A 25,846-nucleotide genomic window follows, 5' to 3' on the forward strand; every position below is an offset into this window, starting at 1 on the left:
CGCACGAGAGGAGGAACCCGAACCCGCCACACCATCCGAGAACCACAACTTCTAAACCTCAACAACCTCGAAAAGCCACAGAACGGCTACACCACTCCACGGGACTTGACCACATAATCAGTACAGCGAGCCATATCGACTGTTTCGAGCGGTAGTTGCTTGACCCTGCACGGCGGCACCCCTCCGTCCGTTTGTTGCCCCCAACCCAGAGCTACAACTTCCCTCCCGCTTTCCATGGACCTAGAAGCCAAATCCAGTGCCTGATCCTTTGCGTCACTTGTGAGACGAAGCAGGGAAAGTTGCTCGTTCGGTGGTTCCGCGGTGATGATCTCCGCAACTTGGAGCCGTTCGCCCTGCACCGTTGCCGTGTTGCAGAGGTTGTCGGCACCTATCACCACGTCGACGATCTGGGTGTTCAAGGTAGCTACGCAGTGGGTGACTGTGGCAACAAGGTCCGGTGCGATGAGCACACCACCACAGAACTGAGCGCTGAATAGATCATCCGTCGGCGCAGAACGGTTAATTAGGGCCACCCGCGAACCGGCTGGCATTGAAGGCGCGGCGCAGGAAGAAAGGAAAACCGACAGACACGAGAAGACTACGAACACAGCGAAGAATCGGAATAATGCTTGCGGGATCCTTCTCAATGCACTCCTTCATAAAAAGGTAAGCTAAGTTACTTTTTCTGACCACCATCCCGCTTGTGACGGGACGATTTGAAAAGTGAAAAATTTCGTTCTGCAGCTATTGACTACTTCGATTCAGGCGTGTTCTACTTCACCTACATCTCATCAGAGGTGGGGACTGTGAGATGGAAGACCTAGGCTATTGATGAGTCTATGCCATCTGCGTTCCTATGGACTGAACCTTTCGGAGACCATCAATGCGTTCTACCAGAATTCGCGTTTTTTTGGCCTTAGCCACAACTGCTTGTTTATCGGCAAGCGGCCTGCCGGCATTAGCAACTGGGGAAGCAGAGCCCCTGGCAGAGATAACTGATTCAAGCCAGCTTAGTTCACCACCGGTTGCTTCAGAGTCATGACCGACGAAACCGGAGCAACGGTTGGGGCTGGTGAATTGGTCGTTCTTTACGGCTGGCCCAGCAGCGATATCCTCAGTGCCATGCAGGTGGAAGAGTCAGTCAAACTGTTGCCCGTTGCGAAAGCCTATACACGAACCGACGGTAGTTTTGATTTGCGGGTTGAAGACCCCGCCGTGGTCGAACCTATCGCCTCTTCCACGGACCAAGTGGATTTCGAGATCAGCTCAGATCAAGCTGAAGCCTCATACGTCTACCATTTCGACCGGACTCTATCCCAAACCTCAACCGGTAGCTTTGTTCTGACTGGTACGACTAACAGCGGCAGCGGATATGACACCGGTGGCGGGGGCGGTCATACGCTACCTGTGGAGCCGACACCTACACCACTCAGAGCCGGTACAACTTCCAGTCAGACACAAACTGATGAAGGCGCTACTGCTGAACCTGCAACCGAGACGGTGCATGTCAAACTCGCTCCGATGAGTACCGGCAAGACTCGAGACACTGAGTCAACTGGCGCTTCCGCGGTAGCGGACTTCAAAAACAAGGCCTGCTACTCAAAGAAATTGGTTACTTACTCACCGACTTGGGTCACCGTGGGACAATCATTCGTCAACACCACGAATGTGATTTCGGACTTTCAGTATTCTCACGGAGCAACCTCCTCACTAGGTATAGCCGTTTCCGCTAGCGGTAAGGCTGGATCGTATTCCAGCGGTGGGACTAATTCGATAACATCGTCGGCCACGATTGACTTTCCGCAACAAGGTTCAAACACCGCGAAGCGATTCGAGTCAAGCTTCGTATATGCCAAATTCCAATCGTACTGCCATACCGTTCAACGCGGGAATTACAACTTCAAATACACCATAAAGCCAATTGCATTTGCTGGTGGATCCCGTGTAGTCAACCAGCCATTTCCTAGTGCAAACTATTGCCGCCCACACGCAAGTGGAACGAAGTTCACCAAGGAAACCTCAAGCTCGATCACCTGGTCCAACGGAGTGACTTTGGGTTCGACGGTCGGTGTTCAACTGAGCTCACAGACGGGATACACCGGGAAGGCTAGAGCATTCTTCGACTTCAGGTCCTCCAGGCAGCTGTGCGGCAGTCACGGCTACCCAGCTGACACGCCACGCTTTCTCGTAGCAAAGGGATGACACTAAGGCAACGGCCGCGCTACACCTACCGTTTGGTGTTTGCAATTGCCGTTACATCAGCGCTAGCGGGGTGTACCCCACCCATTCTAGATGGCCCCCTGAGCACGGGGAGCGGGTCTAACGAACTGTGCTTCATCCCAGCTCCAGAGGGCGAAGGAATGAGGGCAGTCGGTGAAGTCGTACGGAACGAGGGTGACGCGCCTGTCACGATTCAGCAGATCGGGTTAACGGATCCCAACGACCTCGTGCTCGAGGATACCTACGTAGTTCCACTCACCGAAGACGACCGATTCTCGTTCGGCGTTATTTCAACTGAAGCCGAAGACCAGCAGATACAAGCGCACTGGGCTAAAGCCGTCGAACCGAAGGACTTTGTACTCGAGCCTGGCGCGTCAGTGAACATCGTCGCCGCAGTGTCAATCAATCCGGACATCACAGAAGGAACGGCGTCCTCGCTTGAAGTGCGCTACACAGATGGTCGTTCTGACTTTCTGAGCAAAACAACCACAACGCTACTCATGACGAACGGGTCTTGCTTTTGAGCTGTCCTGCAAATCATGAATGGTCTCAGTGGCCGAAGCTGAGAACCGCTCGGCTAGGGTGAAGGTGGCCGACCCAGACGAGGGTCGGTCACCTTTGTTGGCTCTTCGTGGTTCGTGGGGAAACGGCCTGCTGAGGTGAGTGTCATGCCGCCGTCCGGGAGGCACTGGTCAACAGAATACGCGATCGGTAGTTGTGCGGGTTGCGGTATCCGCGGCCGGTTCATTCGTTTGTCCGGAGTCGTTTGTATCCAACGGCGCTACCGGCAGTGTCAGTTGGGAGTCGCCGAATGGGATGAGGTGGCGGCCGCGGCAGCAGTGTCACTTGGGTTTGGTCTTGCGGGGCAGCAACTGCCCTCGGCGTAGTTCTGTTGGCGGGCGTTTGGATTGTTGTTGCTTGCCGGAAGTCGTGTGGATACAGCTAGGGCGATGAGCAGCACTGCGATCGCTGTGCAGAGTCCGGTGGTTAGGGCCAGATCGTGTTGGCTTCGTCGAACTCAATGTAGCGCCAAGATCATTATGGCCAATGCCCGGCCCGAGCCCGTAGGCGGGCGTTAAAGTCAGGGCGGAGTTCTTGGGCCGAAGCGTCCCTGGCAGCGGCCGGGAGGTCCCAAGTCACTGTCAGAGGTGTTGGTGGTTCCTGAATCCGACGGCTACGAGAGTGAAGCTTCGCGCCAAACAGGCGGGAGTTCGCTGAGCGGCGCGAAGCCAATGACCGGAAGAATCTCTTTTCCGAACAGCCCTTCGCGCACGCTGGTTACTGTTGCCGTAATGTTCGTCTGAGGGTATTTGCCGATGCTGGGGACGTGATCAACGCGTAAGTCTCGGCAAGATCGTCTGAACGCCAGCGGGGTCCGCTTTTCCGCCTAATGCCCGAGTCCGCCGGCAGCCTTGTCCGGACGGCGACTATGGGTGGTGGTTGCTAAGAGAAGACGTCGTTGAGGGTCACGGTGGCCAGTGCGCGTTCCTGGAGCATGGCTAGCAGCTCTGTGTAGACGCGGGTGACTGGATCGAAGTTGAGGTGGCCGATGATGATGTGTTGAGGCTGAAACCATTGTCTGGCATTGTCGATGATCTGCTGCTCCGTAAGAAGTGCCGAGTCAGCCAGTGATCCGTACCAAAGGGTGGGGCTGGTGTAACCGATCGAGGCGGCGGCTTCGAGCACGAGCGAGCTGTAGTACCCGTATGGTGGGCGGAAGTAGGGGCGTGCGTCTACGCCGTACAGCTCGCCGATTAGGTCGTGGGTGCGTTGCAGCTCATCGACGATGCCTTGAAAGGTTAGCGATGTGAGATCGGGGTGAGTCCAGGTGTGGTTGCCGAGCTGAATTTGTCCGCTGGTGACGAGGGGTTTGAGTGCGTCCGCGTTTGCCGTCCACGCAGGATATGACCCGGTTGCGAACAACGTCAGCCGGGTTCCTGTATCGGCCGCGAAGTCCGCGTAGGCGGCGACGACTGAGGAATCAGTGCCATCATCGACCGTCCAAGCCAGTAGGTTACCCGTTCCGGGTAAACCCGTGATGACTCCCTCCGGTACCGGTATCCGCGCGTTTCCCGGCACGGGCGACAACGACAAAGGGGCCGGCATTGGCGTTGGGGTGGGCATCGGTGTTACGGGCGGTGGCATGCTCGATGGCTTCAGCGGTGGGGTCGGGGCAGCGGGTGAGGAGGCTGATTCTGGTCGTGTGGTGCACCCGGTAAGCCATACGGACGCGGAAGCGATGGTGGCGGCCAGAGCGGTCCGGCGGGTAACAATGGAACCTGGGAACGGGCGCGACAACGGGGATGGGTTGGATGGTTGACCTTCAGTCACAATTCGCCTCCTCGGGTGCTCGCGCCATAGTGAACGATATATCCGCGTTGTTCGATGGCCGCGGCTGGTCGTGGTAATCGCTGCTTTGGGTCGTGTTTCACATATTCAGCACGCACCAGAGTGGTGCTGACTGATAGCGAAAAATGCTGGTCGCCGCCGCAAGGTGCGGGGTTGTAGGTCAAGGAATCAGCACATCATCTAGCCGGCTCAAGGGAGTTAGTAGTAGTTCTCTCCGGTGCGACGTCGGTGCAGGCCAAGAGTGATGCGTTCTGCTGCCCGGGTCCACAGGGCGTAGCGTGCGGGTTGGATGGGGTAGTCCCAGGTTCCCACGTAGTCGGTGATGGCGGGTTGGAAGCCTCTCATGAATGCTCCGACGCCGTATAGTGCGTGGGATCGATCGTCCGCTTCTGCGGCCGGTGGTGTTCCGCAGAGATCATATTCGGTCGCGTTTTGCTGCTTCAGCCAGGTGATCACTTCGATCTCAAGTAGGGCGCTGGCGCCGCGTACCGGCCGTTCGCGTACGCTGGCGGCGTCCTTCCGGCTGGCTTTTCTGCCCAGCAATAGCACGAAGACCGCCGCAACCACCCGGTCTCCGGAGTAGGCGAAGAACATTTGACCGGATCCAACGCTTTGGTGGTCCTGCCAGAACGCGCGGTAGTACTCTTCGCTTCTGATTTGGAACTGGCCGGCTGCGGTTTCCGCCAGCAGCCGGTAGAACAGGCGACAGTTCTCGTCGGTGGATGCCACTTTCGACGTGGTGGCTCCCTGGCGGCGTGCAGCGCGGATGTGGGAGCGGGTCTTGGCGGAGAAACTATCTTCGATGCTCTCTGTGTCCGCATCTCCGCCGCGGCAGGGCCGACATCGACCATCAACAGGGAGGAACAAGCGATGGTCGTAACGAACATCGTCCAACGCAGTGAAGCTTTACCAGCAGCGGTTTCAGGCGCAGCAAAGAACATGAGGAACCCCAAGGGAGGCGAAGGGACCACCGCCAGAGCGACGGCAGAAGTGAACGGTAAGAGGAAACGGATTACCTGCCGCTCAGCGAGTTCCGGAAGTCTTCTTGAGAGGTAAGTCACATGAAGATAACTGATGAAGATGAGAGACAGGAACTCTTCAAGACGAAGGAGTACCACAAGATCGACGCAGGAAAACATAACAGTCGTCTGGACGCGACCCTAGGAGAGCCGGCGGGAGACCTTGCATGGTCTCTTTAAACTACGCAAGGCGGCGTTTAGTCGTTTAGTCGAGCTTTATTGCCGCCACTATAATGGTCGGACGCCGAAGGTCTGCCCGGCTCGGGTGATGTTATTTGGTCTTGAGGGGTTGAGAGTTCGCGCGGGCGATGCGGACTAGTGTTGGATAATGGCGAGATGGTCGAGGACAAGACCGGCGCGATGTCGTAGGTGATCTTGAGAAGCTGATTCACAGCGAGCTATTGAGCAAGCTGCCGCCCTGTGCCAGCGGTGAACTGGCGGCGATGGGCATGGCAGACCTTCTGATTGTCTACCTTAATTGGCGTGGTCGGTTCGTTGAAGCAGTACCTCGTCGCGTACATGTGGCGCCCGAGTTGGTAGCGTCTGCCGGCTATGCAAACCACAAGGGTGTCGTCGACGAGCTTGCGAGCAGAATTGTGGCAGGGAATGACCTCACGCCCCAGTTGAGCCGGGGTGTAGCTGTCGTGCGCACTCCGAAGGAGGTCAGAAACCGACGAGCGACAAGACGGGATCTGGATCGATTGCTCGCCGAGTGGGACGTTCACCATCTGCACCTCTCGCTCGAGCTGGAGTCGGGGGGCTTCGCTCGCCGCACTGGCCATCTCCTATTCGCTGTGTTTCAGCCGGTCGACGCATACCTTATCGGTGTGTTTCCCCACGGTGCGTGGACGAAGAGGGCGTTGGCGGAGACGTGCGTCCGAAACTGGCCATCCGCAGGAATATTCCAGCCAGCGCAGGGCTTGGCCAAGCTGGCCCACCAGGTGGATGAGGCGGATCAATCAGCGCTCCGCGCCGCGGGCATCACGACGCTCTTGGAGATCGACGGGCGGATCTGGATGCCACAGGGACAGACCATAGCAGGCACTCCGCTCAGAGCAGCTCAGCATGCGGGCGTACTGATGCGCGCCTTGAACGAACTGAATGAGCTAGTCAGTGACGCCTCGGACAGATTGGTGGAGGTTATTCACAAAGAAGGTGGTGATCTCGCTGGACGATCACCTCAGGTAACTGCTGAGGTTAAGGATGGTTGGTTTGGGATCAGAGAGACGCAAACGCGCGTCTTCATTCCTTGGGTCCGAGTCAACGGTGACCGCAGAACTGTCTTCAACAGGGACGAGATGAGGCGATGGTTCTGCGACGGGCAGTAAGGCTTTCGGCGCGCCCTTTACCTGACTTTCAGTCTAAGATCTCTGGAGCCAGGGGGCACTTCCGCACACACGCACGACAATTGGGTGAGGCGTACCAATGAGTCCCGCTCTTCCACGTTTCGCCATTGGACCACTTCTACTGGCACCTCTGCGTATCAAGGTTGGACGTATTTTCAGCAACGAAGCGGGCAGAAGGGCGGCATGATCAATGTCCTGACCCTGGCAGAGCGTCGCGTTCCGGGGATCACTGGAAGAGGCGGCTGCTGTTTTTTCGGCGTGCCGAGGAGACCGTCGAGGTGCACCTTGACTTCGTTATCGACGGCAAGTCGCTGCGTACCTGGATTCAAGAATGGGAAGGCACAGATTGGGCACCGGAGGAAGTTTCCCTCCTCACCCCAGCTCGGCCGGATCTTGCAGTCGAACAGATTGACCGGCTTCTCGGGCGTCTTCCGCACCAGTATTGGAACCGGGGCTGGCTGCTGTTCTGCCCTGGCTGCTGGGATGAAGGCTGCGGTGGGGTCACCGCCGACATTCGCCGCGCGGACGGAAACGTCCACTGGTCGGGCATCGGCTGGGATGACTCCCTCGATGAGGACACTGACCGAATCGAGAACGCAGTCGACTTTGTGTTCGACGAAGCCGACTACGAACACGTCCTGCTGAAGGCGCGGGAGCAGTTCACCGGGAAGCTGGCGTAGCGTTCTCCCTCTGGCCGGGTTAGGGCTGGAGCGCATGTGCCGGCAATTTGTAGCGCAATAGGGCTACAGACGAGAATTGGCGCATGACGACTGATTCCCAGGACCTCGAATACCGCATCGAACACGACACCATGGGCGAGGTGCGGGTGCCCGCGAACGCTCTCTACCGTGCCCAGACACAGCGTGCCGTGGAGAACTTCCCCATCTCCGGCAAGACGCTCGAGCGCGCCCACATCGAGGCCCTCGCACGGATCAAGAAGGCGGCAGCCACCGCCAACGCCGAACTCGGTGTGCTCGATGCCGAGCTGGCACGCGCCATCGAGACCGCTGCTGACCTGGTGGCCACCGGACAGTACGACGGCGATTTCCCGATCGACGTGTTCCAGACCGGTTCCGGAACGTCCTCCAACATGAACACCAACGAGGTCATCGCCGAACTCGCCTCACGGGCGCTCAAGGACGGCGGCAGCGACAAGGTGGTTCACCCCAATGACCACGTCAACGCCTCGCAGTCATCGAATGATGTCTTCCCCACCTCAGTCCACGTCGCGGCTACCTCCGCGCTGATCAACGAGTTGATCCCGGCGCTCGAGTACCTCGCCGCGTCACTGGAGCGTAAGGCCGAGGAATTCAAGGGCGTCGTCAAGTCCGGCCGCACCCACCTGATGGACGCCACACCGGTCACCCTGGGCCAGGAATTCGGCGGGTACGCCGCACAGGTCCGCTACGGCATTGAGCGCATCAACGCCTCGCTCCCCCGCGTCGCCGAAGTTCCCCTCGGCGGGACGGCCGTTGGCACGGGGATCAACACCCCGGCCGGTTTCTCCGCCAGGGTCATTGAACTGCTAGCCGGAGACACCGGCCTGCCGCTGACCGAGGCCCGCAACCACTTCGAGGCGCAGGCAAACCGTGACGGCCTCATCGAGGCTTCTGGACAGCTGCGCAACATCGCTTACTCGTTCATGAAGATCAACAACGACCTTCGCTGGATGGGCTCCGGGCCCAACACAGGCCTTGGCGAGATTGCCATTCCCGACTTGCAGCCCGGCTCCTCCATCATGCCCGGCAAGGTGAACCCCGTGATCTGCGAGGCGGCCATCATGGTTGCAGCGCAGGTTATCGGCAACGACACCACCATCGCGCTGTCCTCCACCAACGGGGCGTTCGAGCTGAACGTGGGCATTCCGGTCATGGCAGCGAACCTGCTCGAGTCCATCCGGCTGCTCGCCAACACCAGCCGGGTGATGGCCGACAAGATGATCGACGGCCTGACCGCCAACGAAGAGCGCGCGCGCTTCCTCGCCGAGGCATCGCCGTCGATCGTGACTCCGCTGAACAAATACATCGGCTACGAGAACGCCGCGAAGATCGCGAAGAAGGCCGTCGCGGAGGGACTGACGGTCCGGGAGGCCGTCGTCGCGCTCGGTTACGTTGATCGCGGCGAGTTGACCGAAGCGCAGCTCGATGAGGCGCTCGACGTCCTGTCGATGACGCGTCCGCCGCAGTAAACGCTCAATCGAGTCAGCAGGAAAGACCTACTTTCGGCTCAATTCCTAGCCATTTCTGTTGACTCGATCTGGGAATGGCAGAGCCCGGACGGTTCGCAACCGTCCGGGCTCTGTGTGTTCCAGCTGCCGTCAGCGCCTGACCGGCGGCCCGACCACTTTCAACCGGTCCCAGCCGTGCAGGTCACCTGCGGCGGTGTGGATAACAAGCCGGTTGTCACCAGGCCGGGTGTCCTCCGGCGTCGTCACTGTGACTGTGCCGTCGTCGTTCGCCAGATGCCAACCCAGTGCGGTCCCGCCGAGGTAAACGTGAAACCACTGACCTGCCGGCAGGTTGGATAGGACAACTTCCGACGCCCCGCGCGTGAACTTCTCCTTGCCGAGCCCGAGATTTACCTGGTTCTTCTTCGTCAGCTCCTTCTTATCCGCCGGTTCCGGAACGAAGGACGGCTTCACAAGCTCGCCCGGCGCCGGTTCCTCACCCGTATAGGCGATGCTCGGCGCCTCCGGCTGTTCCATTCCTGCTCCCAGGAAGTAGGAGGTGTGCGGCGGCTGGTTGTAAGCGGTGTTCTGCCATGCCACGCCGAGACGGTACACCGGATCGGACTGCAGCGTGCGGAGCCGGTGGTCGGTTACATTCACCGTCGTGGCGATGCGCAGGGCCGTGGAATCATCAGTGCGCGTGACAATTTCTTCGCGCCAGTCACCGAACATATCTGCCTGCAGTGCCGGGGTCCCCTTGGTGTCGTTGTTCGTCAGGGTGCCCGTTGCCCGGTAGATTTCCTCCTCCGTGCTGGTCTCGGCGTTCCACTTTGAGATGGTTGGCACGCCAGTGCGGGTGGCCTCCGTCCAGTCGTGATCGGTGATCTCCCGAAGCAGGTCACCGTCCCACCAGGTGAGGAAGTTCGCCGCCGGAATCTGCTCGGAAAGCAGCTCACCGGTTGCCGACTTCAGCTGGCCCACGGGTGAGTTCCACGCAGCGTCGCCGCCGATGGCCCACCCCTCCGAGCCTGCATGCCTCGGATCGATGTCGCCCATGACGGCCCGCCCGGTATCCCTTGTTGCCGGAATGGACCAGATGACCTCACCGGTCGCAGCGTCACGGTACGTCGCACCCGCGCCGCCGGAGGCACCGAGGTCCTCATGCGCAGCGAACACTTCAAGTCCCGGGCGGGCCGGGTCGAAGTCCGAGACATGCAGCGCGTCACCGTGGCCGAGGCCCGTGTTGTAGAGCGGCGTCCCGTCGTCGTCGATCGTCATGGAGCCAAAGACAATCTCGTCCTTTTGATCCCCGTCAACATCCGCCACCGACAATCCGTGGTTACCCTGGCCGCGGTACTCATCGCCGGACTCGTTGGAATCGAAGGTCCATCGCGAGGTGAGCGACGTGCCGTCGAAATCGTAAGCTGCGATTACGGTCCGGGTGTAGTAGCCGCGGCTGAAGACCAGGCTCGGCTTCTCGCCGTCGAGGTAGGCGACGCCGGCCAGGAACCGGTCCACGCGGTTACCGTACCCGTCCCCCCAGGAGCCCACATCCCCACGTGCCGGAATGTAATCAGCCGTGTCGATCGCCGCACCGGTGGCACCAGAGAAGACCGTGAGGAATTCCGGCCCGGTGAGCACATAGCCGCCTGAGTTCCGGTAATCCGCCCGTGCATCTCCAATCACTGCACCGGTTCCGTCCACGGTTCCGTCCGCAGTCTTCATGGTGACTTCGGCCTTGCCGTCCCCGTCCAGGTCATAGACCTGGAACTGGGTGTAGTGGGCGCCGGCGCGGATGTTCTTTCCGAGGTCGATGCGCCACAGGCGGGTGCCGTCCAGCTTGTAGGCGTCCACGAACACGTTGCCGGTGTAACCTCCCTTGGAATTGTCCTGCGAGTTGGTCGGATCCCACTTGAGCACGATCTCGTACTCGCCGTCGCCGTCGAGGTCACCGATCGATGCGTCATTTGCACGGTAGCTGTAGGGCTGTCCGTCCTTGGTGTAGGCATCGGCAGGCTTGTCCAACGGGATATCCAGGGTCTGGGAGTCCCACACCGTGAACTCCTCGGTGGCCCACCGTTCGGTTCCGTTGAGGACCGTGCTGATGCGATAGGTTGCATCGGCAGTGCCGTCGGCATCGAGCAGGTTGGTGCTCGCTGTCACCGGCGAGGGTGTGATCCGCTCGCCGTTTCGGTAGACGTGGAACGCAATCTCCTCGGGATCCAGGCCGAGCAAGCGCCAACCGATGTAGACGCCGTCTTCGGCTGCCACGGCAACCGGCGAACGGTCAAGCCGTTCGGCCTGCCGCACCAGCGTGGTGACCGCCGGTGAGGTGACGGTCTCCGACTTCGGGGATACGCCGCCGGCGTTGACTGCCGCCACCGCATAGACGTACTCGACGGTGGTCAGCACGGTGGAGTCCGTATACGTGGGTTCCTCCGCCCGTCCGATAAGTTCGAGTTCACCAACTGAGCCGTCCGCCGATGGGTCGGCGCGGAAAACCTGGTAGAAGAGCGCGCCTTCCGACGGCTGCCAGGTAAGGGTTACATCGTGTTTGTTCACCTCACCCAAACCCAGTCCCGTGGGAACCGGTGCCTTCGTCGCGTCCGGGTCCACCGTCGTGAGTTCCAGCGCGTTCGAGGGGACCGATTCTGCGCCGGCTGCGTCCAGCGCAACCACCGTGTAGGTGTACTCGAGCCCAATATCCGCTGTTGTATCGACGAAGGACGTTCCGTTCGCGTCCCCGAGCGCTTCAGCTTCCGTCGCTCCCGCCGACTGGCGGTAGACACGGTAGCCCGCGGCGTCGTCGTTTCCCTTCCAACTAAGTGACACCGCAACGTCACCACCCTCGATAACGACGTCGTCCGCCGTGAGCTCGTTCGGTGCCAGCAACAGCGGCGTGATCTCGAGTCCGTTGAACCAGCCCGTGGCCTTGATGTTGATCTGACCATCTGTCACCAGTACCGGCTGCAGGAGTCGGTCGCCAATGGTGCCGCGACCGGCGTTGGAAGAACCGTAGTCCTTGCCTTCTGCCTGCAGCGCGAGCCGTCCGCTTCCGAGCGGGTCGCCGTAGTATGCCTTGAGTGCGTAGGAACCGTTCGGCACATCGATGACAAGTTCGTGCGCATTCGCGTCGGGCAGCAGGAAGTCCTGCTGGAGTGCAGTGGGCACAGGGTCAAATCCGGTGCCACGGTCGCGCCCGCCAAGACCATCGATGGAAAGGAAGCCATACCCGATTTCGGGTGTGTAGAGGCTCGTGTTGTCGATGGCGGTATAGCCGTCCATCACCGGGTTTCCGGCGAGCTGCAGGTCGAACTTGTACAGCGGTGCCTTGGTGGTGATTCTTACCGGGTTCGACGGCGCCGAGTCGCCACGTCCGTTGACCGCGGCTACGCGCAGGTCATAGGAAGCACCCTCCTCCAAACCGGTGACGTTGGCGAGCGGGACGGTCGAGGTGGTGACGAGAGCATACGCTTCGTCCCCGGTGTCGGCCTTCTTCGCGAAGACCTTGTAGATGTCAGCTCCCTCGACGGCATCCCAGGTGAGCTGCGCGCCGGCGTTCGAAACGCTGCCCGCGACCAGCCCCGTGGGTGCGGCCGGAACTTCGGCGGGCGGCTCTGCAGCTTCAACCTCGGCTGCGAGCGGGATGTCCAACTGTGCGATATCAGCGGCAACGAGGCGGGCCATCTGGATGGCGCCGTACTCCTGGAAGTGCGTGTCGTCAGCAGTCCCGTTCGGCCGGTTGGGATACACACCCGCCGGAACATGCAGGAAGACCGACTTCGCTGCCTCGGGACCGATGTCCGTCAGATGGGCGCGGCTCGACGCGGACAGGTCTATCAGCGGCGTGCCGGTGTCGGCAGCAATGTCCGATGCTGCCTGGACGTACTCAGGGAAGGACACATTCGCCTCCCCGGTCTCGCCGTTGTAGGACCTGCGGGACACCGGCGTCACGATGACCGGGGTTGCACCGCGCTGTGTGGCTCCGTCAATGAAGGTGCGCAGGTACTCCGCGTAGTCCCCGGGAGCGGCCCAGCGGTCGTCAACGCCGAAGCTGTTGTCATTGTGGCCGAACTGAACAAAGAGGTAGTCGCCCGGACGGATGTCCAGCAGCACCTCGTCGAGGCGGCCCTGGCTGATGAAGTTCTTCGAACTGCGCCCGCCGATCGCCTTGTTCTCGATCGTCACGTCATCCGAGAGGAAACGGTCGATCATCTGACCCCAGCCGGCCTGCGGCGCGAATCCGGCTGTGTAGGTCTGGACGGTGGAGTCACCGGTAATCCAGGCGGTCGGCTGCGAACCGGCCTCCAGCGGGGTCTGCTGCGTAAGCACGAGCGAGTTCAGGTTCGCTGCGGTGCCAGCGAATTCGAGGTTGAGCTGGCCGTCCACCACTGCAATGTCGAACGCCATTTCGAGAAACTCACCGGCAGGCTTGGCAGTCTGCTGAACCTTGGCCATTTGCTCTGCGGTGATCGCGATGTCGGTTGCTCCCTCGGCATCACCGGCAATCAGGTTGGCCGTGTAATTGCCGTTCGGCAGATCGATTACCAGCTCGGTATCCCCCACCGTGACGAAGTCTGAACGCGTGGCGTCCTGCGTACCGCGGTCTGTGGCGGATACCTGGGACACATCGACGAAACCCGCACGGTTCTCTGCCGTGAATGCGGTGGTTTCATCGATCCGGACCGCGCCGGGGGCGGTTTCTCCATTGCCTAGGTCGAGCGAAAGAACATCACTTTCCGGGAGCGCGGGGACCTCGGTGCTCAGGCTGGAGACGGCAGCAGCCGACGACGGCGAAAGACCGTCTGCGCCACGTGCCTGCACTTTGTAGTAGTGGACTTTCGTCGTGTCCACGGGGTCAGTCAGGTAGACAACCCGCTCCGCGGTTTCTGCAACCCTGGTGTACGGACCATCGACCGTGTCGGCGCGGCTTACTACGTAACCGGTGGCTCCTGTGACCAGGTTCCAACGCAGTGTTACCGCCTCGGAGGTCACGTGGGACATGCGCACGGACTGGGGTGCGGCGAGCGTGGAAACCGGTTCTTCCGGCTCCGGCTCCGGCTCAACCTCCGTCACGACCACGCCATTGACGTAGGCGCCGGCTCCGTCGCCGCTGAGGTCGATGGTGAGCTGGCCGTCGTCGACCGTTGTCTGCCAGGTCTGCTCGGAAACGGACTGGCGCGACTGGACAGTTCCTGCGGCGACCCCTTCCAGGCTTACGCGGGTTTTGGTGGTACTGGTGCCGGGCAGCTTGTCGCCCGAGAGAACCCGCACACTGTACGTGCCGTCCGGAACGTCAACCGCGAAGCCCCACGCAGTGCCCAACACGAAATCGTCGTTCAGCGGATCAACGGGATCCGAGGCGCGGTTGCGGGAAACAGGCGAGACACCCTCAACGGGCACAATCCCGTATCCGGACCCCTCCGAGTATCGGTTGACCTCAGAAATACCGGTCCACCCTTCAGCGACCGGGCTGGCGGTTGTGCCGAAGTCGAAGGACCAGGAAGCTGGATCTTCGGCGGCAATGGCTGGCGTCGTCGCCGTACAGAGACCGAGTATTGCGGTCCCCGCGATCAGTGCGCGCACCGGCTGCGGGCGCAGGAAGCGGAGGGTCATGGCATCACACCTTCTTGTTTCGACAGTGAAATTTCTCGGTGGTACGTGGGTCCATGCATCTTTGCCGTTCATTAATGAAACGATTCATGAGTGCTGGACCTTCGCCAGCCTATACGTGAGAACGGTCACACACAAGAGCTTTACGTCAAATGTGGAAAGCGTTTCCCGGGCTGTCGGTCCACCTTCTAGGATATTTTGCACTTTTCGTATAAAAGTGCAAAAATACACTTTATGGATAATAGTGCAGATAACGACGACGGCGGCCTGCGCGAACGCAAACGGCGCGCCACGCGCTCGGCCATCTGCACAACCGCCCGTCGGCTTACCGCGGAACGTGGCCTTGCCGGGTTCACCGTCGAGGAATTGTGTGAGCACGTGGGCATCTCGCGCCGCACCTTCTTCAACTACTTCCCCTCCAAGGAAGATGCGATCCTCGGTCATGACGAGGACGCCCACTTCCCCGAAGACCTCGTCACGGAGTTCCTCGAGAGCGCGGGGCGCGTTTGTCTCCTCGAAGCCCTGACGGAGTACACGGCGAATGCCGGCGAGCGCCTCGCGCTGACCCGCGAGGAATTCGCCCAACTGCACGCTGTGATGCAGAAGGAGCCGGAACTGCTGGCGAAACTTTTCGGCGAATCCGCGGTCCGGCAGAAGGAATTCGCCGCGCTGATCGCACGCCGGGAAGGCATGGAGCCGGACGATCCGCGCGCTTCGATGGCAACGCACATCCTGAGCCACATCGCGTGGACCTCCACGCACACGTTCCTGACCTCGGAATCCCCGCAAAGCTACCGGGAGATCCTCACCACCAATATCGACGCCGCCAGGTACCTGTTCAGCGAGCAGAGCCGACCCGCAGCCACCTCCGAAGGAAAACCATGAGTTCGCGTACTGAGACCTCCGGGCCGCTGCTGCTGACGCAGCGCCGCATCTGGATCATCTTCTCCGCCCTGATTGCCGGCATGCTGCTCTCCAGTCTTGACCAGACGATCGTGTCCACGGCAATGCCGACGATCGTCGGCGAGCTCGGCGGCGTGGAGCATCAAACGTGGATCACCACGGCGTATCTGCTGGCCACAACCATAGTGATGCCGATTTATGGGAAGTTCGGCGATATTCTCGGACGGCGCAACCTGTTCCTGTTCGCCATCGCACTGTTCACCCTGGCATCTGTCGGGTGCGCGTTCGCCACCGACTTCTGGGGCTTCGTGATCTTCCGCGCCATCCAGGGCCTCGGCGGCGGCGGCCTGATGATCCTCTCGCAGGCCATCATCGCCGATATTGTTCCGGCCAACCAGCGCGGCCGGTACATGGGTCCCCTCGGAGGCATCTTCGGCCTCTCCGCCATCGCGGGTCCGCTGCTCGGCGGCTACTTCGTGGACCACCTCACGTGGGAGTGGGCCTTCTACATCAACATCCCGGTAGGGATCGCAGCCTTCTTCATAGCGTGGTTCGCCCTGACCCTCCCGGCCAAGAAGGCGCAGCACCGCATCGACCTGCCCGGAGTGCTCCTGCTTTCGATCGCAACCACATGCCTCATCTTCTTCACCGATTTCGGTGCCGATTCGGAGCACGGCTGGACTTCCGCCCTGACCTGGGCGTTCGGCGTCGGTATGGTGCTCGCTGCAGTGGGCTTCGTCATGGCAGAGAAGCGCGCAGCGGATCCCATCATCCCGCTCAGCCTCTTCCGCAACAGGGTCTTCATCAACAGCACCGCCATCGGTTTCACCCTGGGCCTTGGCATGTTCGCGGCGCTGGCCTTCGTGCCGACGTTCCTTCAGATGTCCTCTGGGACAACAGCGGCGGCTTCGGGCCTGCTGATGCTGCCCATGATGGTGGGCCTGATGGGCACCTCCATCTACTCCGGCATCGCGATCTCCCGCACCGGCAAGTACAAGCTCTACCCGATCCTCGGCACACTCTTCACCATCGCTGCCCTGCTCTGGATGACCACCCTTACGGCCGCCACCCCGGTCTGGGTAATCTGCGTCCAGTTGTTCATCTTCGGTGCCGGGCTGGGCCTGATCATGCAGGTCATCGTGCTCGTAGTCCAGAACGCGGTATCGCCGAGCATGATCGGTACCGCCACCAGCACCAACAACTACTTCCGTGAGGTAGGCGCGTCCCTGGGCGTCGCGGTGTTCGGTGCGATCTTCACGAGCCGCCTCACCGAATCGCTGACGACGACGTTCGCCGGCTTCGGCGCCTCAGCCGAGCAGGCGGACCAGACCGCTTCGACGCTAAGCCCGGCAGCCCTCGCGGAGTTGCCGGAACCGGTGCGGAACGCTGTCGTGGAAGCCTATGCACAGTCCCTTGCGCCGGTCTTCTGGTACCTCGTACCGTTCCTCGTTATCGCCCTCATTCTCGCGCTCACCCTGAAGGAAATCCCCCTCTCGGAAACCTCCGGCATGGTGGCCCGTGGCGAGGCCGTCGGTGGCGAGGAAGCTGAGCGGATGGAACGCGAACTGGCCGCCGCGCGCAACGACCTCACCCCGCCTACGCCCCGGCGCTGAGTAACCACACCGCGTAACCCCACATCGACTAAGCAGGACACGCCGTGTATGAGCGGTCATTCACGGTGTGTCCTGCCAACTCGATTTCTGTTGCGGCCGCTACCGCACGAAGTAGGGCACACCGTCCGAGCGCCGGGCTGTCCGCGCATGGTGCCGGTGCAGGTCGTTCAGCGGCGGCAGGTCCTGCAGGTCGAACCAGCGCACCTCGCTCGATTCGTCGTCGTTGACCCGCGCTTCGCCTGAGACATAGCGGCACCGGAAGACCAGGCTCAGGAAGGTGGACACGTCCCCGTTCGGGAACGTCACGGGCCCGACGACGTCGACGCCCACCAGGTGCTCCACCTCGACCGATACCCCGGTTTCCTCCATCACCTCGCGCACGATGGCCTTCGCCGGTTGTTCACCCGGGTCGATGATCCCGGTGATGATCGTCCACTGACCGTTGTCGGCGCGGCGTCCGAGGAGGACGCGGCCGTCGTCGTCGTACACCACCGCGGCGGCGCCGGGAAGCCAGAGCGGGTCATTGCCGATTTTGGCACGGAGGGCCAGCACGAAGTCGGGTGTGGGCATGGTCTTCAGCCTAGTGCGAGTACCAGGGACGCACCGACGATCATGAATGGCCCGAAAGGAATGGCGGATTTCGCGGTTCCTCGTCGGCTCACGATGAGCAGAACGCCCCAGAGTCCACCCAACAGAAACGCGGCGAACGTCCCCCAGAGCAGATTGGGCCAACCGGCGAAGCCAAGATAAAGCCCGAGCAACCCGGCCAGTTTCACATCCCCGAAGCCCATTCCAGCCGGATAAATCAGGCGCAGAAGAAAATAGAAGACCCACAGCGCGGCCGCCCCGCCCGCGAGGGATACGAGCCTGTTCCAGTCCTGTGCGGCCGCCGCTGCAGCAACCAGGAGAACTGCGGCGGCGGGATAGGACGGGAAGATGATCCGGTTCGGCAGACGGTGGGTCAGGATGTCGATGACGCTGAGCCAGACGCCCACCACGGCAAGCAGGGACAGCGCCGCCGCGCAGAGCCAGAACGCAACAGGTGCGCTACCCCAGTACTCCCCCATCAGTGCCAGCATGAGCCAACGGTAACCGACTAAAGCCGGTGGACAGGCGAGGCCCTGACTAGACTGTGGATATGTCGGCTACGAGCAGCTCAAACCCGGCGAGCATCTTCCGGTCCCTCTGCCGGTCCTCGCCCTGGCGCTGGGACACCGTGCGGTTTTCCGTGTCGTGGGTAACACAGGACGGCGAATCGGACCCCCTGCGTGCCTGGATTCGACGTCCGGCCGCGCTCCGGGTGGAGACCGCCGACGGTGCTGTGCTTCACAGCAGCACCGGCAACGAACAGTCGCGTGATGCTCTCTATGTCAGTGCGAGCAAGAAGTCGTGGCTGGTGGCGCCCCGGCTGGTCTCGCCGGTCTATAACGACGTCGGCTACGTGCACCGCCGTCCCCAGGCGGCCTACGGCGACCCGGCGTTCGGCGACCCCCGCTGGACCGCCATGCTGGACCCCGTGGAACTCGCCGGCGCTGCGCCGGTGCCCTTCGAGACGCCGTTCGCGAACCGTGTGGAGCTGGAGGACGTCGCCGAGGAGACCTACGAAGGACGGGCGGCACTGGCAGCCACCGTTACCCCCAACGTTTCCTATCAGCCGTTCACCCCGGGCAGGCCATTGATCGGCACGGGTAACACGCGGGTGGTCGTGGACATTGCCACCGCGATCTGTGTGTCAACCACGGCGCTCGACGGCGAGCTGGCCGGATGCGGACACCGGCTGGCCATCAGCGGCGTGGACGAGTACATGGTCGATGATCTGTTCATCGACGCCCCGCCCACGCTCACCGATGTCCGCGAGCACATGCCGTGGCAGGTCTCCTGAGCTAGATCTCCGCTCCCTCGAGCAGTTCGGTCACGAGCGCCGCGATCGGCGAGCGCTCCGAGCGGGTGAGTGTGATGTGGCCGAACAGGGGATGCCCCTTGAGGGTTTCGACGACGGCGGCAATGCCGTCGTGACGCCCGACGCGGAGGTTGTCCCGCTGTGCCACGTCATGGGTCAGGACAATTTTCGAGTTCTGCCCGATGCGGCTCATGACAGTCAGCAGGACGTTCTTCTCCAGCGACTGCGCCTCGTCAACGATCACGAATGAGTCATGCAGCGACCGCCCCCGGATGTGAGTCAGGGGCAGGACCTCCAGCATGCCGCGGTCCATCACCTCCTCGACGACTTCCTGGGAGACCAGCGCTCCGAGGGTGTCGAAGACTGCCTGAGCCCACGGGTTCATCTTCTCGGACTCGCTCCCGGGCAGGTAGCCCAGCTCCTGGCCGCCGACTGCGTACAACGGACGGAATACCACTACCTTGCGGTGCTCCTGCCGCTCCAGCACCGCTTCCAGTCCGGCGCACAGTGCCAGCGCCGACTTCCCCGTTCCCGCCCTGCCACCGAGGGAGACGATACCCACTTCCGGATCCAGCAGCAGGTCGATCGCCAGCCGCTGTTCCGCGGAGCGTCCGTGCAGACCGAACACATCCCGGTCCCCGCGCACCAGCCGGACCTGCTTGTCGGCGCCTACCCGTCCCAGCGCCGATCCCTTGCCGGAGTGGAGGATGACGCCGGTGTTCGCCGGCAGTTCAGCGGCGGCCGGCAGGAAGACGGGCTCGTGCGCGTAGAGGGTGTCGACGTCGTCGTCCGCAGTGTCCAGCTCGGCGACACCGGTCCAGCCGGAATCCTTCACCAACTCATTGCGGTACTCATCCGCCTGCAGGCCCATGGCGGAGGCTTTGACCCTCATGGGCAGGTCTTTGGAGACCACCGTGACGTTCCGGCCCTCGTCGGCAAGGTTCTTGGCGACCGCGAGGATACGGGAGTCATTGTCACCGCTGCGGAAACCAACTGGCAGAACCTCGGTGGATACATGATTGAGTTCGACACGCAGGGTGCCCCCCTCGATTCCCAGCGGTATTGCCTGATTCAACCCGTTATGTTTCACGCGCAGGTCATCGAGCAGTCGAAGCGCCTTGCGGGCGAAGTAGCCCAGTTCGGGATCATGGCGTTTGCCTTCGAGCTCGGTGATCACCACGATCGGCAGGATCACCTCGTGCTCGGCGAAGCGCGTGATGGCGCGCGGATCCGACAGCAACACGGAGGTATCCAACACGTAACTGCGGCTGCCGAGGCTCTCCACAACAGAAAGGCCCGCCTCTGCGAGCACCTGTTCATCCTGTGCTGCCTGGCGGGCCTTGTTGTTGTTGGGCGTTTCGCTTGCGGATCGCTGGGTGGTGCGAGATGTGGCCACTTCAACTCCACTTCCCCGGGCGCCAAACGCCCGGGAATTCCTAGGGCTTTGGTGAGGCGGGCCGGCCCGATGGCCGCACGCGGCCTCCCCTACTCAGCGCGTGTGCTGTGGAGCACGTCGTCTGCATTGGTGGCCTCCCCGATCAGTCGGCGGGTGCCGTCTGATGGAACCGACAATACGCTCTACTACGACGACGGCGGCACCCACCCGGGCGGGCGTGTCGCGTGAACTTCGGGTTAAGTCCGAACCGGTTTCAGGAACCGAAGCGCCGCTGGCGGCGGCCGTAGTCGCGCAGGGCGCGAAGGAAGTCCACGCGGCGGAAGTCCGGCCAGAGCGCCTCACAGAAGTAGAATTCGCTGTACGCGCTCTGCCACATCAGGAAGCCGGAGAGCCGCAGCTCACCCGAGGTCCGAATCACCAGGTCGGGGTCGGGCTGCCCGCGGGTGTAGAGATACTCGGAGATCTGGCCGACCGTGAGGCTCTCCGCGACCTCGGGCAGGGATGATCCGTCCTTCTCAGCGTGCAGCAGGAGTTCCTTGACGGCGTCGACAATTTCCCGCCGCCCTCCATAACCCACAGCAACGTTGACGTGCAGCCCTTCGATGCAGGCGGTACGTTCTGCAAGTTCGGTGACCTTCGTGGCCAGGTGCTCCGGCAGCAGGTCCAGAGCACCCACCGGCTGGACCCGCACCCTGCGGGTCTCCCCGAGCCGGTCCAGGGTGTTCCCGATGATGTCGAGCAGTTGCTCGATCTCATCCGGTGAGCGGTTCATGTTGTCGGTGGAAAGCATGTACAGCGTGACCATCTCGATGCCGAGTTCCTCGCACCAGCCAAGGAATTCGAGAATCTTGTCAGCGCCGGCCTGGTGTCCGTGCTGTGTGGGGGCGCCCGCGAGTTTTGCCCAGCGCCTGTTGCCGTCCACCATGACGCCGACATGGTGGGGAATGCGGTCCGGTGCCAGTGTGCGCTGGAGCTTACGTTCGTAGAAGTCGTAGGCGAACGTCGGAAACTTCACGGCACAGCCCACCCGTCCTTTGATCCTGTTTGATAATCTGCGGTCCTGATACTTGTCCTACCGTACCGGCACGGACCGTGCCTGATCGGGAAGCGCCTTGTTACTCATTAGTAACTTACGCTCCCGTAAGTTAGGATGGCGCCCATGAGCCGAAGCGTTTCCCCTCCGCCCGGTGCATCAGTTCCTCCCCCTGACGGCGACGAATCGGCGCCGACGCAGGGCCCCGTGGAATCGGCTGTAGACCGGGTAGCCGACGCCCTGAACATCAAGCCCAAATGGCGCGGCTGGATCCACGCCGGCGCTACCCCGCTGGCTGTGGCGGCAGGCATTGTCCTCATCAGCATCGCTCCGACCACGGCGGGAAAAATCACCTCCGCCATCTACGCCTTCACCGGCGTCCTGCTTTTCGGAGTGAGCGCCGTCTATCACCGCGGAAACTGGCAGCCGCCCACAAAAGTGGTACTCAAGCGCCTTGACCACACCAACATCATGCTGGTCATTGCCGGCAGCTACACCCCGTTGTCCTGGGCGCTGCTGGAGCGGAACACAGCCGTTCTCCTGTTGTGGCTCATCTGGTGCGGCGCCATTGCAGGAGTACTTTTCAGGGTGCTGTGGGTCAACGCACCCCGCTGGCTCTATGTACCCATCTACGTTGCGCTCGGCCTGGCCGCCCTGTTGTTCCTGCCTGATTTCCTGGCGGCCAGTGTGCCCGCCACCGTGCTGATCTGCGTTGGCGGCGCTCTCTACATCGCCGGTGCGGTGGTGTACGGCCTCAAGCGTCCCAACCCCAGCCCCGAGTGGTTCGGGTTCCACGAGCTCTTCCACGCGTTCACCGTCGCGGCGTTCACCGCGCACTTCATTGCGATCATGATCGCCGTCCTGGACCCGGTCTACTTCTAAGGCTCACCGGAGGGGCGTCCCAACAGCGCGGCAAGTTCCTCGGGTTCCGACACAGGGCGCCTGCACACCATCGCCTCACAGACATAGGCGAGCGGTCCGCCGTCGTCCGCTGTTCTTCGCCCGGTCAGCAGCGGCACGGCTGACTCGTTCCCCTCGCCCACTGCGAGCGCAATCCCGGCCTTGCCCCGCCGTCGTGCGGTAGCCGCCAGCCGCTCACGGGCGGAACCGGGAGGCCCGACGACGGCGACTTCCTGCGGCCCGTTGACCGCAGCCTGCGCAACAGCGAGTGCCCACCCGATCGCCCGCGGCGCGCGGGAAGCCAGCGCGGACACATGGGCCAGGAGCTTCTCGGCCAGCCCGCGCCGCTCGGCTGAGCCGTTGTAGGCAGCGGAGGTCACCAGTGCTCCTGCCAGCAGCGCGATGCCCGACGGCGCGGCGTTATCGAACGGATCCGCCGCCTGCTGGGCCGCCTGTGCAGCGAGGAGCGGACGGGCCAGCGTACCTGCGTCAACGACTGTCCCGTCCGGCCGTACGAAGATGCACAGGGCCCTCTCGAGGAGCTGCTCCGACGCCTGGTACCACCGCAGGTCCCCCGTGGCGGCGTACAGGGCCTGGAGACCGTCGACCACGCCGGCGTAGTCCTCGAGCAGCCCGTCGATCCCCACTGCCCGCCCCCGGTGGGAAACCCTGCGCAATTGTGTACCGTCCCAGTGCACCTCCAGCAGGTACGCTGCCGCCCGCTCAGCCATCGCGAGCAGGGCCGGATCCTCCAGCAGGGCGCCGGCTTCGGCGAGGCTGCCGACCGCCAGTCCGTTCCAGCCCGCCACCACTTTTTCGTCCCTGGCAGGTTGCGGTCTTTCGTTTCGTGCGCTCAGGAGACTGGGGGCCACCTCGTCCCAGAGCGTCCATTCCGCCGTGCTCCAGCTCCGCCCCGCGTGCAGCGTGAAGGCTCCGCTCTCAACGCTGCCCGCCCGCACATCGAACAGGTCCAGCACCGCTTCCGCGCGGTTGCCGAGGATTTTCCGAAGCTGGTCCCGGGTCCAGGTGTATGTACCGCCCTCCACCCGCGCGCCGTCGATCACCGTGTCGGCGTCCAGTGATGAGGCGAAGGCTCCCCCGTCGACTGCCAATTCCCGTTCCAGCCAGCCTGCTGCGCCGCGCGCAACCCGTTCAGCCAGCCGTTTGCTCTCCGGGCTGTCCGCCTGCACGGCCCAGCGCGCGTAGACGCGGATCAGCTGCGCGTTGTCGTAGAGCATCTTCTCGAAGTGCGGCACAGCCCAGGCGGCGTCCACTGCGTAGCGGGCGAATCCCCCGCCCAGCAGGTCGTGCATTCCCGAGCCTGCCATGGCTTCAAGCGTGCGGGCGGCCAGCGCCGCCGCTTGGCCCCCGGGGTCATCGGACCGGGCCCTTGCCAGCAGGAAGGCAAGCGACGACGACGGCGGGAACTTGGGCGCGTCGCCGAACCCGCCATGAACGGGGTCCTCCTGCGCTGCCAGTCCGGCCACCGCGGCCGGAAGTGCGTCCTCGAGCGGGGAGGCGCCGTCGTCGTTGTTCCGGGGAAGGAGCAAGCCCGCGCTGCGGCGCTGTGCCTCCCCCAGGCTGCCTGCCAGTTGATCGGCGCTCTGTTCGACTTCCGTGCGGCGATGGGTCCACGCGTCCTGCACCGCCTCGAGCACCTGGCGGAAAGACGGAGCCCCTCGAATCGGTGACGGCGGGAAATAGGTGCCTGCGAAGAAGGCCCGCCCGTCCGGGAGAGTGAAGACGCTCATTGGCCAGCCGCCCTGGCCCGTCATGGTTTGCGTCGCTGCCATGTAGACGGCGTCGACGTCGGGGCGTTCCTCACGGTCAACCTTGATGGAGACGAAGTGCCGGTTCAGGTAGCCGGCAACCGCTGCGTCCTCGAACGACTCGTGCGCCATGACGTGGCACCAGTGGCAGGCGGCATAGCCAACCGAGATGAAAACGGGGACGTCCCGGCGCCGCGCCTCGTTGAACGCTTCATCGCTGAACGGCCACCAGTCCACCGGGTTCTCCGCATGCTGCCGGAGATAGGCCGAAGCTTCGGTGCGTAGCCGCTCAGCCATGGGTCACGGAGCGTCGGGGCCGTATTTGCCGCCTGGTGCGTGACGCTGCGGCTTGCCGTCGGGGTCCTCCGGATGAGAAACCGGCAGCCCGGCCTCCGCGGTAGGACCGTCCGCGGGCCGCTCGAGCTGCGCCTGCGCCTCCTCCTCGGCCATGGCCTTGTAGCGCACCCGGCGGATCCGCTTCACCATGTCACGGATCAGGAAGATGACGGCCACCACGAGGAAGAGCGTTGCAAGGAAACCCAACAGGCCCGGTGTTACCTGGGCGGGGTCAAGGCCCGGCCGCAATGATCCTTCCTCACCCGGCGTGGGGGTTACGGTTGCGGCCAGGTTGAGCAGGGAGAACACTCCAGGGCACCACTTTCGACAGGTTCGCGGCGGTAAGGGGCAGAAACGGGAAAAGGCCGCAGGACTATTCTATGCCCGCGAAAAAGTCAGTTTCGGGGAGGTCCTGGGGCACACGGGAATGGATCAGCGAGTAATCCTCCCAGGGCCAGACCTTCCGCTGCAGGTCGGCGGAAACAGCAAAAAAGAAGCCGCCGGGGTCCACCTGGGTGCGGTGGGCAAGAAGTGCGCGCTCCCGGTGTTCGAAGAAGTCGCCGCAGTCGATCTGCGTGGTGGTGGCATGGGTGGGACGGGCAGGTTGGTGCCCCTCGGCGTCGGCTTCCAGCCACGCCGCAATGCGCTCCGCATACGGCGATTGCAGACCCGCCTCCTCCAGTGCGAAATGGAGTGCACGGAACCGCTCCGGGTTGAATGCACGGTCATAGTAAAGCTTCGACGGCGACCACGGTTCGCCCAGGCCCGCGTAGCGGGAGGGGTCCCCCGAGGCCTCATACGCTTCGACGGCTACCTTGTGCGCCATGATGTGGTCCGGGTGCGGGTAGCCGCCGTTCTCGTCATAGCTCAGGATGACGTGCGGCCGGAACTCGCGGACCAGCTTCACCAGCGGTGCCGCGGCGCGTTCGAGCGGCTGGAGAGCAAAGCACCCGAAGGGCAGCGGAGGCAGGGGATCACCTTCAGGCAATCCCGAATCGGCGAAGCCGAGCCAACGCTGTTCAACGCCCAGCGCACTGGCCGCCGCCGCCATTTCCAGCCTCCGCAACCCGCCGAGGTCACGGCTGGCGTGGGGATCTCCGGCCACCTGCGAATTGAGGATGTCGCCTCGTTCGCCGCCGGTGCATGTGGCAACCAGGACCTGGACTCCGGCAGCTGCGTAGCTGGCCATCGTAGCGGCGCCTTTGCTCGACTCATCATCCGGGTGGGCATGCACCGCCAGCAGGCGGAAGCCTCCGTTGCGGGCTGCGCCGGACACTGAAGT

At 62.6% G+C, this 25,846-nt stretch carries 21 protein-coding genes; 10 read left to right on the forward strand and 11 right to left on the reverse strand.

Annotated elements, in window-relative coordinates:
* Positions 1-86: 86 nt before the first annotated feature.
* Positions 87-551 carry a trypsin-like serine protease gene (locus ACX80C_RS14325; RefSeq protein WP_459327216.1) on the reverse strand — a complete coding sequence of 155 codons (465 nt, stop codon included), beginning with the start codon at positions 549-551 and terminating at the stop codon, positions 87-89.
* A gap of 487 nt (positions 552-1,038) precedes the next feature.
* On the opposite strand from ACX80C_RS14325, the gene ACX80C_RS14330 reads away from it, so the two are divergent.
* Positions 1,039-2,202 (forward strand): hypothetical protein, encoded by a 1,164-nt coding sequence (locus ACX80C_RS14330; RefSeq protein WP_459327128.1) that lies wholly within the window; start codon positions 1,039-1,041, stop codon positions 2,200-2,202.
* A gap of 158 nt (positions 2,203-2,360) precedes the next feature.
* The gene (locus tag ACX80C_RS14335; protein ID WP_459327129.1) at positions 2,361-2,744 is read left to right on the forward strand and encodes a hypothetical protein; all 384 of its coding nucleotides are present in this window, start codon (positions 2,361-2,363) and stop codon (positions 2,742-2,744) included.
* A gap of 919 nt (positions 2,745-3,663) precedes the next feature.
* Here ACX80C_RS14335 and ACX80C_RS14340 read toward each other — a convergent pair.
* Both ACX80C_RS14340 and ACX80C_RS14345 read right to left on the reverse strand, forming a co-directional pair.
* Positions 3,664-4,326 carry a polysaccharide deacetylase family protein gene (locus ACX80C_RS14340; RefSeq protein ID WP_459327130.1) on the reverse strand — a complete coding sequence of 221 codons (663 nt, stop codon included), beginning with the start codon at positions 4,324-4,326 and terminating at the stop codon, positions 3,664-3,666.
* A gap of 441 nt (positions 4,327-4,767) precedes the next feature.
* On the reverse strand, positions 4,768-5,463 hold the full coding sequence (locus ACX80C_RS14345; RefSeq protein WP_459327131.1) for a lipid II:glycine glycyltransferase FemX: 696 nt from the start codon (positions 5,461-5,463) through the stop codon (positions 4,768-4,770).
* A gap of 526 nt (positions 5,464-5,989) precedes the next feature.
* Between ACX80C_RS14345 and ACX80C_RS14350 the strand changes: the two genes are divergently transcribed.
* From ACX80C_RS14350 to ACX80C_RS14360, 3 genes are all read left to right on the forward strand, one after another.
* Entirely contained in the window at positions 5,990-6,916 is a 927-nt protein-coding gene (locus tag ACX80C_RS14350) for a hypothetical protein (RefSeq protein ID WP_459327132.1), read from the forward strand.
* 296 nt (positions 6,917-7,212) lie between these two features.
* Positions 7,213-7,614 carry a hypothetical protein gene (locus tag ACX80C_RS14355; RefSeq protein WP_459327133.1) on the forward strand — a complete coding sequence of 134 codons (402 nt, stop codon included), beginning with the start codon at positions 7,213-7,215 and terminating at the stop codon, positions 7,612-7,614.
* Positions 7,615-7,697: 83 nt separating this feature from the next.
* Positions 7,698-9,122 carry a class II fumarate hydratase gene (locus tag ACX80C_RS14360; protein WP_459327134.1) on the forward strand — a complete coding sequence of 475 codons (1,425 nt, stop codon included), beginning with the start codon at positions 7,698-7,700 and terminating at the stop codon, positions 9,120-9,122.
* A gap of 129 nt (positions 9,123-9,251) precedes the next feature.
* On the opposite strand, the gene ACX80C_RS14365 is transcribed toward ACX80C_RS14360, so the two are convergent.
* Positions 9,252-14,717 (reverse strand): rhamnogalacturonan lyase family protein, encoded by a 5,466-nt coding sequence (locus tag ACX80C_RS14365; protein ID WP_459327135.1) that lies wholly within the window; start codon positions 14,715-14,717, stop codon positions 9,252-9,254.
* A 231-nt stretch (positions 14,718-14,948) separates the two neighbouring features.
* Between ACX80C_RS14365 and ACX80C_RS14370 the strand changes: the two genes are divergently transcribed.
* Entirely contained in the window at positions 14,949-15,599 is a 651-nt protein-coding gene (locus ACX80C_RS14370) for a TetR/AcrR family transcriptional regulator (RefSeq protein WP_459327136.1), read from the forward strand.
* Entirely contained in the window at positions 15,596-17,230 is a 1,635-nt protein-coding gene (locus ACX80C_RS14375; RefSeq protein WP_459327137.1) for an MDR family MFS transporter, read from the forward strand. Before ACX80C_RS14370 ends, ACX80C_RS14375 begins: the two co-directional genes overlap by 4 nt.
* A 99-nt stretch (positions 17,231-17,329) precedes the next feature.
* On the opposite strand, the gene ACX80C_RS14380 is transcribed toward ACX80C_RS14375, so the two are convergent.
* Positions 17,330-17,800 (reverse strand): NUDIX hydrolase, encoded by a 471-nt coding sequence (locus ACX80C_RS14380; protein WP_459327138.1) that lies wholly within the window; start codon positions 17,798-17,800, stop codon positions 17,330-17,332.
* Between the two features lie 5 nt (positions 17,801-17,805).
* Positions 17,806-18,309, reverse strand: coding sequence for a prepilin peptidase (locus ACX80C_RS14385; RefSeq protein ID WP_459327139.1), 504 nt, complete (start codon positions 18,307-18,309; stop codon positions 17,806-17,808).
* A gap of 59 nt (positions 18,310-18,368) precedes the next feature.
* On the opposite strand from ACX80C_RS14385, the gene ACX80C_RS14390 reads away from it, so the two are divergent.
* Positions 18,369-19,112 (forward strand): hypothetical protein, encoded by a 744-nt coding sequence (locus ACX80C_RS14390; protein ID WP_459327140.1) that lies wholly within the window; start codon positions 18,369-18,371, stop codon positions 19,110-19,112.
* A 1-nt stretch (position 19,113) separates the two neighbouring features.
* On the opposite strand, the gene ACX80C_RS14395 is transcribed toward ACX80C_RS14390, so the two are convergent.
* Positions 19,114-20,526: a PhoH family protein gene (locus ACX80C_RS14395; RefSeq protein ID WP_459327141.1), complete on the reverse strand. Its 1,413-nt coding sequence runs from the start codon at positions 20,524-20,526 to the stop codon at positions 19,114-19,116.
* Positions 20,527-20,595: 69 nt separating this feature from the next.
* Here ACX80C_RS14395 and ACX80C_RS14400 point away from each other — a divergent pair, with 69 nt between their 5' ends.
* Positions 20,596-20,754 (forward strand): hypothetical protein, encoded by a 159-nt coding sequence (locus ACX80C_RS14400; protein WP_459327142.1) that lies wholly within the window; start codon positions 20,596-20,598, stop codon positions 20,752-20,754.
* A 25-nt stretch (positions 20,755-20,779) separates the two neighbouring features.
* Here ACX80C_RS14400 and ACX80C_RS14405 read toward each other — a convergent pair whose 3' ends face one another.
* Positions 20,780-21,541 (reverse strand): isoprenyl transferase, encoded by a 762-nt coding sequence (locus tag ACX80C_RS14405; RefSeq protein ID WP_459327143.1) that lies wholly within the window; start codon positions 21,539-21,541, stop codon positions 20,780-20,782.
* Positions 21,542-21,685: 144 nt separating this feature from the next.
* Here ACX80C_RS14405 and trhA point away from each other — a divergent pair, with 144 nt between their 5' ends.
* Positions 21,686-22,441, forward strand: a complete 756-nt coding sequence (trhA, locus tag ACX80C_RS14410) for a PAQR family membrane homeostasis protein TrhA (RefSeq protein WP_459327144.1) — start codon at positions 21,686-21,688, stop codon at positions 22,439-22,441.
* On the opposite strand, the gene ACX80C_RS14415 is transcribed toward trhA, so the two are convergent.
* The 3 genes from ACX80C_RS14415 to mca all read right to left on the reverse strand — a co-directional run bounded on the left by ACX80C_RS14415 (position 22,438) and on the right by mca (position 25,840).
* Entirely contained in the window at positions 22,438-24,525 is a 2,088-nt protein-coding gene (locus ACX80C_RS14415) for a thioredoxin domain-containing protein (protein WP_459327145.1), read from the reverse strand. The two genes, trhA and ACX80C_RS14415, sit on opposite strands and share 4 nt — an antisense overlap.
* Positions 24,526-24,528: 3 nt before the next feature.
* On the reverse strand, positions 24,529-24,873 hold the full coding sequence (locus tag ACX80C_RS14420; protein WP_459327146.1) for a hypothetical protein: 345 nt from the start codon (positions 24,871-24,873) through the stop codon (positions 24,529-24,531).
* A 64-nt stretch (positions 24,874-24,937) separates the two neighbouring features.
* Positions 24,938-25,840, reverse strand: coding sequence for a mycothiol conjugate amidase Mca (gene mca, locus ACX80C_RS14425; protein WP_459327217.1), 903 nt, complete (start codon positions 25,838-25,840; stop codon positions 24,938-24,940).
* Between the last annotated feature and the right edge of the window lie 6 nt (positions 25,841-25,846).

It is taken from the genome of Arthrobacter tecti, from assembly GCF_054511355.1.